10 protein-coding genes are annotated in these 11,614 nt (G+C 35.0%); 7 read left to right on the top strand and 3 right to left on the bottom strand.

Features of this window, described 5'->3' with window-relative positions; translation table 11 throughout:
* The first annotated feature begins 56 nt into the window (after positions 1-56).
* The 3 genes from ACUN26_RS21905 (at position 57) to ACUN26_RS21895 (ending at position 2,129) form a co-directional block, all read left to right on the top strand.
* Positions 57-896: an aldo/keto reductase gene (locus tag ACUN26_RS21905; protein ID WP_000793554.1), complete on the top strand. Its 840-nt coding sequence runs from the start codon at positions 57-59 to the stop codon at positions 894-896.
* Between the two features lie 124 nt (positions 897-1,020).
* Positions 1,021-1,944 carry a thioester domain-containing protein gene (locus tag ACUN26_RS21900; protein WP_001022548.1) on the top strand — a complete coding sequence of 308 codons (924 nt, stop codon included), beginning with the start codon at positions 1,021-1,023 and terminating at the stop codon, positions 1,942-1,944.
* An 11-nt stretch (positions 1,945-1,955) separates the two neighbouring features.
* Complete coding sequence (locus tag ACUN26_RS21895) at positions 1,956-2,129, top strand: hypothetical protein (protein WP_002039976.1); 174 nt, start codon at positions 1,956-1,958, stop codon at positions 2,127-2,129.
* Between the two features lie 47 nt (positions 2,130-2,176).
* Here ACUN26_RS21895 and ACUN26_RS21890 read toward each other — a convergent pair whose 3' ends face one another.
* A complete protein-coding gene (locus ACUN26_RS21890; protein WP_000689915.1) occupies positions 2,177-2,815 on the bottom strand; it encodes an NAD(P)-dependent oxidoreductase in 639 nt (212 codons plus the stop codon).
* A 303-nt stretch (positions 2,816-3,118) separates the two neighbouring features.
* Here ACUN26_RS21890 and ACUN26_RS21885 point away from each other — a divergent pair, with 303 nt between their 5' ends.
* The 4 genes from ACUN26_RS21885 (at position 3,119) to ACUN26_RS21870 (ending at position 9,543) form a co-directional block, all read left to right on the top strand.
* Complete coding sequence (locus ACUN26_RS21885) at positions 3,119-4,549, top strand: alanine/glycine:cation symporter family protein (RefSeq protein ID WP_001022880.1); 1,431 nt, start codon at positions 3,119-3,121, stop codon at positions 4,547-4,549.
* Between the two features lie 334 nt (positions 4,550-4,883).
* On the top strand, positions 4,884-6,326 hold the full coding sequence (locus tag ACUN26_RS21880) for an alanine/glycine:cation symporter family protein (RefSeq protein ID WP_000346394.1): 1,443 nt from the start codon (positions 4,884-4,886) through the stop codon (positions 6,324-6,326).
* 354 nt (positions 6,327-6,680) lie between these two features.
* Positions 6,681-7,862, top strand: coding sequence for a NupC/NupG family nucleoside CNT transporter (locus ACUN26_RS21875; RefSeq protein WP_000673857.1), 1,182 nt, complete (start codon positions 6,681-6,683; stop codon positions 7,860-7,862).
* A 499-nt stretch (positions 7,863-8,361) separates the two neighbouring features.
* Complete coding sequence (locus ACUN26_RS21870) at positions 8,362-9,543, top strand: NupC/NupG family nucleoside CNT transporter (protein WP_000706852.1); 1,182 nt, start codon at positions 8,362-8,364, stop codon at positions 9,541-9,543.
* Between the two features lie 44 nt (positions 9,544-9,587).
* Here ACUN26_RS21870 and ACUN26_RS21865 read toward each other — a convergent pair whose 3' ends face one another.
* Positions 9,588-10,757: a DUF418 domain-containing protein gene (locus tag ACUN26_RS21865; protein ID WP_001076340.1), complete on the bottom strand. Its 1,170-nt coding sequence runs from the start codon at positions 10,755-10,757 to the stop codon at positions 9,588-9,590.
* A gap of 300 nt (positions 10,758-11,057) precedes the next feature.
* A complete protein-coding gene (locus ACUN26_RS21860; protein ID WP_000949410.1) occupies positions 11,058-11,564 on the bottom strand; it encodes a ferritin in 507 nt (168 codons plus the stop codon).
* Positions 11,565-11,614 lie beyond the last annotated feature (50 nt).

Raw genomic sequence — 11,614 nt, 5'->3', positions numbered from 1 at the left:
TTTTGAAGTGGGAATTTTACTGCCCGTTAATGCGGGATAAAAGGAGAGAAAATAAAATGAAAAACTTACAAAGTAAAACAGTATTAAATAATGGTGTAGAAATGCCTTGGTTCGGTTTAGGTGTATTTAAAGTAGAAGAAGGACCAGAACTTGTAGAAGCAATTAAATCAGCGATTAAAGCAGGATACCGTAGCATCGATACAGCTGCAATTTACGGAAATGAAAAAGCTGTAGGTGAAGGAATCCGTGCAGGTATTGAAGCGACTGGTATTTCAAGAGAAGAATTATTTATCACTTCAAAAGTATGGAACGCAGATCAAGGATATGACGAAACAATTGCTGCATATGAAGAGAGCTTAAAAAAATTAGAACTAGATTATTTAGATTTATACCTTGTTCACTGGCCTGTAGAAGGAAAATATAAAGATACATGGAAAGCGCTAGAAACACTTTATAAAGAAGAGCGTGTACGTGCAATTGGCGTAAGTAACTTCCAAATTCATCACTTACAAGATGTAATGAAAGATGCAGAAATTAAGCCAATGATTAACCAAGTAGAATATCACCCTCGTTTAACACAAAAAGAATTACAAGCTTTCTGTAAAGAACAAGGTATTCAAATGGAAGCATGGTCACCACTTATGCAAGGTCAATTATTAGATAACGAAACATTACAAGAAATTGCTGATAAACACGGTAAAACAACAGCGCAAGTTATCTTACGTTGGGACTTACAAAATGGAGTTATTACAATTCCAAAATCAACGAAAGAACACCGTATTATTGCAAATGCTGATGTATTTAACTTTGAATTAACAAAAGAAGATATGGAAAAAATCGATGCATTAAACCAAAATCACCGCGTTGGTCCAGATCCTGATAACTTCGATTTCTAAGATTAAAGTAGAGAAAAAGAGTGCAAATTATTTGCACTCTTTTTGTTGTGTTTATGTATAAAAAAAAATTCTAACTAAATACTACTTATTAGTAAATTTGTTATTTCATAAGGGGTTGTAAAACATGAATATAAAGCAATCGTTCAAACTTTTAGCTGTTTTTTTAAGTGTTTTATTTGTATTATTCCCACTTCAAAAAGCATTTGCAGAAGTTATGGACCATACAAAGTATGAAATGGATTGGAGTTATAGTAAGTCAAAGAAAAGACCAATCCGAACAGAGCTTATTAAAACGGCAGATGGAAAAATTGCATTTTGCTTAAATGTAGATTTGAAATCTCCAAGTGGTCAAGATTTACCGGAAATGGGAAAAGTGGATATTAACGTGTACCGTGTACTATTAAATGGATATCCACAAAAGAGTCCGCAAGAATTAGGCGTTTCCGATTGGAGAGAAGCACATTACGCAACACAGCTTGCAGTATGGAATGCATTAAAACAAATCGATATTAACGATTTAGATTTCCGTAATAAAAACGTAGAGAAAGTAACGAAAGACATAGTTGCAAAGGCAAATGCGAGTGAAGAGTTACAAGAAATTACGATGAGTGTAACTCCTACAGAAGAACAAGAAGCAGTATTGAAAAATGATTTCTTTGAAACAGGTTTATATACAGTAGAAACGAATGCAAAAAGCGGAACGTATAAAGTGCAAGCAACAGGTGCACCAGCTGGTGTGAAATTTGTAAATGAAAAAGGCGAAGCAAAAAATGAATTTAATGTAGGAGAAAAGTTCCGCATTTTAATTCCAAAACAAACACCAGCAGGTGGATTTAGCTTTAAAGTATCAGGAAATTTAACGAAATTACAAGGGATTGCGCATAAAGGAACACCGACGATTCAAAATGCGGTTGTATTATTAGAACGTAGTGAAGAGAAAACAAGTCCGGAATTAGCGGTGAGTTGGAAAAAGTCTGAAGGACCACAGAAACCGAATAAACCGTATACTCCAAACGAACCACATAAACCAAATCAAATTAAAAGATAGTATAAAAAGCATTGGCATTTGCCGATGCTTTTTATATACATGGATTAGAAGGAATGGAAAATACGAAAGCATTGACAGAACAATTTAATGGTATGTTATTTGAGTATGGTATACATGACGTATTCTTTAAAATTACGAAACAAGGTTTCGAAAGAACAGAAGGTATACAAGAGGTAAAAGCTTAAAAAATAAAAAAGCTCGTAAAACATAATGTTTTACGAGCTTTTTCGTATTATTCAGCTTCAGAAACTACTGTGAAGCGTTCGTTCACATGTTTTGGATTTTCGATTTCATCAAGTGCTGCTACTGCGAAGTCTTCGTAACTTACATAGCTATCGCCTTTTGAGTTAACAAGAAGATTGTCTTTACCAGCTGTGTAAGAGCCAGTGCGTTTTCCTAATGCGAATAGTGCAGAAGGGCTGATGAATGTCCAAGTGATGTCATTTGTTTGTTGTAAGATTTCTAAGTTTTTACCTTGGTTTTGAGCTGTTGCAAGGTATTCGCCCGGGAAACCTGGTGTATCAAATACACGTGTTGTTTTCTCTTCGTCTACAAATAAGCTTCCAGCTCCACCAACTACAAGTAATTTTGTATGTGGTGCACCTTTCACAGCTTCAATCAGTACATTTCCTGCATCTACGTGAAGATGCTCTTGTCCTGCTGGAGCACCGAAAGCATTTACAACTACATCGAATGCTTGTAGATCGTTAGATGTAAGAGCGAATACATCTTTCTCTAAAACTTTTACATTTTTTTCTGTAATTTTCGCAGCATTTCTTACAATTGCAGTAACTTCATGTCCACGATCTAATGCTTCTTTTAAAATACGGCTTCCAGCTTTACCAGTTGCTCCGATGATTCCGATTTTCATAATAAATCCCTCCAAAGTGTTTTGTTAAAGTGTATATCTGAAATGAATGAATGTAATGTAATTAGGTTAGTTACAACTTGATGTAACTATTATAGTTACAGTTATATATTTTTGTCAATGGTGTTGTTTATGAAATTATTTTTTGTTTTAGTATGCACAGCTACTGAAAGTGGAGTCATAAAAGAAGGATGTATTTACGTAGAGAAACCTAATATTTGGAAGTTATAAGATGTCGAAAAATGTTGATTTTTGAATATTTTTTGAATATAATTCGATTTATGGAGAAAAGGAGGGGTTAATTGTATGAATATTTTAGATCAATTCGTTTCATCAACGAATACGATTCTTTGGTCATATGTTCTTATTGCAATGCTAATTGGTTTAGGGCTTTATTTTTCTATTAAATTAAAATTCGTACAAATTACTCATTTAGGAGAAATGGTTCGATTAATGAGTGATGGACTAACTGGTAAGACACGTAAAAAGGGTAGCGTATCTTCTTTCCAAGCGTTCTGTATGAGTTCAGCAGCTCGTATCGGTATCGGAAACTTAGCTGGTGTAGCGCTAGCTATTTCTATGGGAGGACCAGGAGCTGTATTTTGGATGTGGGTTATTGCAATTATCGGGGCGTCTTCAAGTTTCGTGGAAAGTACACTTGCGCAAATTTATAAAATAAAAGATGGCAGTGGCTTCCGTGGTGGTCCTGCTTATTATATGGAAAAAGGTTTAAATAAACGTTGGATGGGAATTTGGTTCTCTATTCTAATCACAATTAGTTACGGTTTAATTTTCAACTCAGTACAAGCGAATACAGTTACGTTAGCATTTGAAAATGCATTCGGTTTAGAGCGTTATATTGTTGGGATTGTATTAGCGGCATTAGTTGCAGTTATTATTTTTGGTGGTGTGAAAAGTATTGCGCGTATGTCAGAAATGATTGTTCCGCCAATGGCACTTATTTATATTGCAGTAGCTATTTTCGTTGTTATTAAAAACTTCTATTTAATACCAGATGTATTTACAGAAATCTTTAAAGGTGCATTCGGTTTAGATTCAGCTGTAGGTGGCGGTATCGGTGCTGCAATGAAATTTGGTATTCAGCGCGGGTTATTTGCGAATGAAGCAGGTATGGGTAGTGCGCCGAACGCGGCAGCAACAGCTGATGTAACGCATCCAGCGAAACAAGGTTTTATTCAAACAATCGGGGTTTTAGTAGATACATTTTTAGTATGTACATCAACAGCGTTTATCGTATTATGTTCTGGTGCATATAAAGCAACAAATTTAGAAGGTATTGAATTAACACAAAACGCATTAAGTTCACAAATCGGCCCATGGGCAAGTAGCTTCTTAGCGATTATTATTTTCTTATTTGCATTTAGTTCACTTCTAGGAAACTACTATTATGGTGAAACGAATATTGAATTCATTAAACAAAGTAAAGCTTGGTTAACAATTTACCGTATTGCGGTAGTTGCAATGGTATTATTCGGTTCTGTTGCGACGCTTAAAGTCGTATGGAATATGGCGGATTTATTTATGGGTCTAATGGTAATTACAAACTTAATTGCGATTACACTTCTTGGACGATTTGCGTATGCTGCGTTGGCAGACTATGTAAAGCAAAAGAAACAAGGAAAAGATCCAGTCTTCAGTGCAGATTCTATTCCTGGTTTAACGAATACAGAGTGTTGGGATAAGCCAGCGGTAACGGATAAAGAAAAAGCAGTGTAATGAAAAGGCGAGCATCGAGAGGAATTTGATGCTCGCCTTTTTTGTTGTAGTAAATGATGAGAAGGGTGAAAGGTAATTATTAATATAATTTTTGTTTGTTCATTTCTCTCGTTATTTGTAGGCAACGTACTGTCTTAAAAGTATGATTGGTCGAATAGGATGAGTGATTGAGTAGTGGATAAATGCACGTATTGGTTATAGTTTTAAGTGAAAAACATATGTATGTTAAGAAATCTAACTTAATCATGTCATAAAACCTAACATAAAGTTCTTGATTACTAAAAGTTTTTAGAATATAATTTTCTTATTGTTAGGAAGAGGGGGCAATTCGATTATGGATTTTTTAGCTAAAGTAATTGGGGATGTAAATAATGTCCTTTGGTCATATATCATTATCGCGATGTTAATTGGATTAGGACTCTATTTTTCATTTCGTGTGAAATTCGTCCAAATTCGCTACTTTGGAGAAATGATTCGCCTACTTGGGGACGGGGCGAGTTCAAAGACAAGAAAAGCGCAAAAAGAAAAAAGCGGTGTATCATCATTCCAAGCATTTTGTATGAGTACAGCTTCTCGTGTAGGTACTGGTAACTTAGCTGGTGTAGCTATTGCAATCTCAGCAGGTGGTCCAGGTGCTGTATTTTGGATGTGGTTAATTGCGGTAATTGGGGGTGCTTCTGCGTTTGTAGAGAGCACATTAGCGCAAATTTATAAAGTAAAAGATGGGAACGCATTCCGTGGGGGCCCAGCGTATTATATGGAAAAGGGTTTAAAGAAACGCTGGTTAGGTGTTGTTTTCTCTGTTCTAATAACAGTGAGTTTCGGATTGATTTTTAATGCAGTACAGTCAAACACAGTAGCGGCAGCTTTTGATGGCGCATTTAAAATGGATAGTAGACTTGTAGGTCTGTTTATGGCTGGTTTACTTGCAATCATTATTTTCGGTGGGGTTAAGCGAATTGCGCGTGCGGTTGAAATGATTGTTCCGGTAATGGCAATTATATATGTAGCAGTTGCATTATTCGTTGTTGTAACAAACATTACGGCAATTCCGTATGTATTTAAAGAAATCTTCTTACATGCATTCGGAATTAAAGAAGTAGTTGGTGGGGGATTAGGAGCTGCGATTTTACTAGGAGTAAAACGTGGATTATTCTCAAATGAAGCTGGTATGGGTAGTGCACCGAACGCAGCAGCGACTGCGAACGTAACGCACCCAGTTAAACAAGGTTTCATTCAAACTTTAGGGGTATTTACAGATACATTATTAATTTGTAGTTGTACAGCGTTCATCATTTTATTATCTGATGTACCTGGTGCAGCTGATTTAAATGGAATTCAATTGACGCAACAAGCGTTAAGCCAACATATCGGACCGTGGGCATCTGTATTTGTAGCGGTTGCAATCTTCTTATTTGCATTCAGCTCATTAGTAGGTAACTACTACTATGGTGAAACAAATATTGAGTTCTTAAATGGAAGTAAAGTGTTATTAACGGCATACCGCATTGCTGTACTTGGTATGGTTATGTTAGGATCTGTAGCAACAATTCAAATCGTTTGGGACTTAGCAGATTTATTTATGGGGATTATGGCTGTTATTAACTTAGTGGCAATTGTATTCCTTTCTAAGTACGCTTTCGCAGCGTTATCAGATTACGTAAAGCAAAAGAAACAAGGAAAAGATCCAGTCTTTTATGCGGAGTCTATTCCAGGGTTGAACAATACAGAGTGTTGGGATAAGCCGGAAGTAGCAGATAAAGAAAAAGCTGTATAATAAAGTGAAACTTTAATCAGTGGGAGTTTTACTGCCCGGCAAATAGCGGGATAAAAGATAGAACGAGCATCAGTGAAATTTGATGCTCGTTTTTTGTGTAGTTATAAAACAGGAGAAAGGGGCAAAAGACGAACATTAATGAGGTTTTTATAATAAAATGTAATTTTTTTTAGAAAAGTGCGGATATGAGTTGGGATTTATGATAGAATGGAAAATGCCTTTGAGACAAGAGGTTTTATGATTTTTCATATCCAGTTAAGTGTTTTGGTGGAGAAATGGAAAGTTCGGATTATTTCTTGTTTTGAATGGTCAGACGTTCAACGTTAATGAAGAGTTAAATGGAGGATTTTATTAATGAAGTTTGTTATGTTTCTTGTAGGATTACTCGTTGTATTCGTACTCGGTTTTCTTATAAGTGCCGATCGAAAGAAGATTAAGTATAAACCAATCGCACTCATGCTTGTAATTCAGTTAGCATTATCGTATTTCTTATTAAATACGCAAGTGGGTTATATTTTAGTAAAAGGAATTTCAGATGGATTTGGCGCACTTCTTGGGTATGCGGAAGCTGGAATCGTTTTCGTATTTGGTGGCCTTGTTAATAAAGGAGAAGTTTCATTCTTCTTAACTGCATTATTACCAATCGTATTCTTCGCAGTATTAATCGGAATTTTACAACACTTTAAGATTTTACCGATATTTATTCGTGCTATTGGTACTTTGTTAAGTAAAGTAAATGGTTTAGGGAAATTAGAATCATATAATGCAGTAGCAGCTGCAATTGTTGGACAAGCGGAAGTATTTATTACAGTAAAAGATCAATTAAGTAAAATCCCAAAACATCGTTTATATACATTATGTGCATCTTCAATGTCGACAGTATCAATGTCAATCGTTGGTTCTTATATGAAAATGATCGAGCCAAAATATGTAGTAACAGCACTTGTATTAAATTTATTTAGTGGTTTCATTATTATTCATATTATTAACCCGTACGATATTACGGAAGAAGAAGATACACTGAAGTTAGAAAATAAGAAAAAGCAATCATTCTTTGAAATGTTAAGCGAATATATTATGCTTGGTTTCACGATTGCAATTACGGTAGCAGCAATGTTACTTGGTTTCGTAGCATTAATTACAGCAATCAATAGCTTGTTTGATTCAGTGTTCGGTATTACATTCCAAGCTATTTTAGGATATATTTTCTCACCATTAGCATTCGTAATGGGTATCCCGCAAGCAGAGATGGTAACAGCGGGACAAATTATGGCAACAAAATTAGTATCAAACGAGTTTGTTGCGATGCTTGATCTTGGCAAAGTAGCTGGTGATTTATCAGCTCGTACAGTAGGTATTCTTTCTGTATTCCTTGTATCATTTGCGAACTTCTCATCAATTGGAATTATCGCAGGTGCAACGAAAGGTATCGATGAAAACCAATCAAATGTTGTATCATCATTCGGTTTACGTCTTGTGTATGGTGCGACATTAGTAAGTATATTATCAGCGATTATCGTTGGTGTTATGCTATAAAGTGAAACTTTAATCAGCGGGGGGCTTCATCCCCCAGTGATTATTAGTTGAACCAATCGGGCATTTACGGGCAGTTGATCCCTCACCTAACTTCTTTGCTTTCGCTGCATTTTGAGGTGGGATCTTACTGCCAGTTAATGCGGGATAAAAAAGGATGGTTCTAGCTCATAGCTAGGGCCGTTTTTTATGGTTAAATTACATAAAAAAACCAATTAATTAGGAATATATTAACATATGAAAATCTTTTAAAATTTATATTGCATTTCTTCTAGATAACGCTTACAATTTGATTTGTAGGTGGTATCAATTTCAGACTTTTAATACGGTAGGAGAGAAGAGGCTACCTTTTATAAATTGCAATTTATGTAAACGCTTACTGATTTTAGATAACAGTTGAATAGTATTTAGGGGTTTTAAATTTTTTTAACGTCAATGGTCAGACGTCATTCGTTATACGTTATACGACCAATAACTCGTGGGAGAAGTGGAGGATTCACATATGAAAATAGTAATGTTTCTAGTTGGTTTACTTGTAGTGTTTGTACTAGGTTTCCTTATAAGTTCAGATCGTAAGAAAATTAAATATAAGCCAATTGCACTTATGCTTGTCATTCAATTGGTACTTGCGTATTTCTTATTAAATACAAAGGTCGGATTTGTATTAGTAAAAGGGATTGCAGATGGATTTGGCGCTATTTTAAAATTTGCGGAAGCTGGGGTTAATTTCGTATTTGGTGGTTTAGCGAACGATGGACAAGCACCATTCTTCTTAACAGTATTATTACCGATTATTTTCTTAGCGGTATTAATTGGGATCTTGCAACATATTAAAGTTTTACCGATTATCATTCGTGCAGTCGGTTTCGTACTAAGTAAAATTAACGGTTTAGGAAAACTAGAATCATATAATGCAGTAGCAGCTGCAATTGTTGGTCAAGGTGAAGTATTTATTACAGTAAAAGATCAATTAAGCAAATTACCGAAAAATCGTTTATACACACTTTGTGCATCTTCAATGTCAACAGTATCAATGTCAATCGTCGGTTCTTATATGAAAATGATTGATCCAAAATATGTAGTAACAGCACTTGTATTAAACTTATTTAGTGGATTCATTATCGTTCATATTATCAATCCATATGAAGTGAAAGAAGAAGACGATATTTTAGAATTACAAGAAGATAAGAAACAAACATTCTTTGAAATGTTAGGCGAATATATTATGCTTGGTTTCTCTATCGCTGTAACAGTAGCGGCGATGTTAATCGGTTTCGTAGCATTAATTACAGCAATTAACGGTGTATTCGATTCAATTTTCGGAATCACATTCCAAAGCATTTTAGGATATATCTTCTCACCATTAGCATTCGTAATGGGTATTCCAACATCAGAGATGCTAGCAGCGGGACAAATTATGGCAACAAAATTAGTAACGAACGAATTCGTTGCAATGCTTGACCTTGGAAAAGTAGCTGGTGATTTATCAACTCGTACAGTAGGTATTTTATCTATCTTCCTTGTATCATTTGCGAACTTCTCATCTATCGGAATTATCGCAGGTGCAACAAAGAGTATCGATGGCAAACAAGCAAATGTTGTATCATCATTCGGACTAAAACTTGTATACGGTGCAACGTTAGTAAGTATATTATCAGCGATTATTGTTGGGGTTATGCTTTAATAAATTAAGAAAAGCAATGAGCGTAGGCTCATTGCTTTTTTTGTTTAACTTGCTTTATCCAAGTCTTTTTTAAATCGTGGTCTCTCTAAATAAGTTCCCATTCTCCACGCATATTCTATAGGGCCCATTCGGTATTTCTGTAGCCAATAGGTGCTAACGAATAATTGAATTGTATAAATTCCAATGGTCAAAAGAATACCGAAGAAATATCCGATTTTACCGAATAAGCCAAAGCCGTATGCGTAAAAAATTGTTGTTGTGATAATGGATTGAGCTAAGTAATTACTAACCGACATTTTCCCCATATTCGCCATATATGTTAGTAAGCGCGATGCTTTTTTGTAATGGAATAATAAAATAATGGTGCTTCCGTAAAAGAATGTCATGGTTACTGATGTAAGGCCATCGTGTAACATAATTAAAATTGGATGCTTTACGAACACGGCTAAGATTTTAATTGTAAAAGAGAAAATACCAGTGATAAGCCAAATCTTTTTGATAGAAGGTATGTGTTTATCAATCTCAAATAGCCAGCCCTTTTTTCCTACATACATTCCGAGTAAGAAAAGTGGGGACATAAAAATTATTGCGAAAATTGATATGAAAACTAGTCCGAAGAAACCGTTAATCCCAATATAATCGAAAGGACTTTCAGTTAACCTAAAGTTGACATGATCCATATAGCTTCCAGTTTCATGAACTTTATGCTCTTTTTCAATATAAGGAGCAAAATCATTAATATTTGTATTTGGATCAGTTTGATAAGACATAAGTGTAATGAGTGCGAGTAGAATAGTTGCCCAAATCAATAATGTTTTTGGTTTTCTATTTATAAACATCATTAAGAAAATCCCGATAAGTCCGTATGCAAATAAAATATCTCCGGACCAAATAAAGGTACCGTGAATGAAACCTAGTAGTAAAAGAATGCTAATACGTCTTATATATGTGGGGAAAAACTTTTTTCCTTTTGCGATAATACTTTTTTGTAACAAAATAATGCTAAGCCCAAATAAAAAAGAGAATAGGGAAATGAAATTTTGTGTGCCGAAAAATTGAATAAACCAATTAGCACTTTCATCGAGTTTTCCGAAAATATAAGTGGGTTTTTCATTAGCGAATAACCCGAATTGAATTAATGTTATATTAACAAATAAAATGCCAAATAAAGCGAAACCACGAATTGCATCAACAGCTTCTACACGTTGATTCATTTTTTCTCTCCTCACATATTGTTTTATCCCGCATTAACGAGCAGTAAGACTCCCACCTCAAAATTTGGCGGGGGCAAAGAGGTTAGGTGGGAGATCAACTGCCTGTAAAGACCCGATTAGTTCAACTAATAATCCGTGGTGGATGAACGAACCCCCCACGGATCAAAGTTTCACTTTATATTGAAAATAATACCATTTATTAACTAGTTCTATGTCAAATGCTAGGAAATTTAAGGTGATTTTAAGATAGAAAGCAAATAAAAAAATCACCTTAATACATGCATTAAGGTGATTAAAATACTACTCAGTTGGAGGCGTAAATGTACGTTTCTCTAATTCAGCATCTAGCATAAATAGTGCGTTTGAATCGCTTGTAATACGTTTTAATTTTTGAATGATGCTATCGAATGAAGCTTCTTCTTCTACTTGCTCATCAACGAACCATTTTAAGAATGTAATTGTTGCATGCTCACGCTCATCCCAAGCAATATCAGATAAGTGATAAATACGTTTCGTTACTTCACGCTCGTGCTCAAGTGCGACTTCAAAAGCGTTCAATACAGATTCGTATTCGTTATTTGGATTATCGAATCCAGTAATAATAGCGCGCTCACCGCGGTCGTTAATATAGTTGTAAAGCTTCATTGCGTGGAAACGCTCTTCTTCAGCTTGTACAAGGAAAAAGTTAGCGAATCCATCATAGCTCTCAGCTGTACAGTAAGCAGCCATTGCCATATAGGCGTGGGCAGAGTAAAATTCAAAGTTCATTTGTTCATTTAATGCGTTATGCAATTTTTTAGATAACATAAAATCCCCCTTAGTATTGTGACAAGAATATTATACCATAATTGATAATA

The organism is Bacillus sp. WC2503 (assembly GCF_052682895.1).
Note: the sequence above shows the minus strand (reverse complement) of the source record. Positions and strands in the feature narration are given on the sequence as shown.

What these genes read in the sequence shown, in the direction of transcription:
- ACUN26_RS21905 (WP_000793554.1), top strand. Translation starts at nt 57, where the DNA reads ATGAAAAACTTACAAAGTAAAACAGTATTAAATAATGGTGTAGAAATG.
- ACUN26_RS21900 (WP_001022548.1), top strand. Translation starts at nt 1,021, where the DNA reads ATGAATATAAAGCAATCGTTCAAACTTTTAGCTGTTTTTTTAAGTGTT.
- ACUN26_RS21890 (WP_000689915.1), bottom strand. Translation starts at nt 2,815, where the DNA reads ATGAAAATCGGAATCATCGGAGCAACTGGTAAAGCTGGAAGCCGTATT.
- ACUN26_RS21885 (WP_001022880.1), top strand. Translation starts at nt 3,119, where the DNA reads ATGAATATTTTAGATCAATTCGTTTCATCAACGAATACGATTCTTTGG.
- ACUN26_RS21880 (WP_000346394.1), top strand. Translation starts at nt 4,884, where the DNA reads ATGGATTTTTTAGCTAAAGTAATTGGGGATGTAAATAATGTCCTTTGG.
- ACUN26_RS21875 (WP_000673857.1), top strand. Translation starts at nt 6,681, where the DNA reads ATGAAGTTTGTTATGTTTCTTGTAGGATTACTCGTTGTATTCGTACTC.
- ACUN26_RS21870 (WP_000706852.1), top strand. Translation starts at nt 8,362, where the DNA reads ATGAAAATAGTAATGTTTCTAGTTGGTTTACTTGTAGTGTTTGTACTA.
- ACUN26_RS21865 (WP_001076340.1), bottom strand. Translation starts at nt 10,757, where the DNA reads ATGAATCAACGTGTAGAAGCTGTTGATGCAATTCGTGGTTTCGCTTTA.
- ACUN26_RS21860 (WP_000949410.1), bottom strand. Translation starts at nt 11,564, where the DNA reads ATGTTATCTAAAAAATTGCATAACGCATTAAATGAACAAATGAACTTT.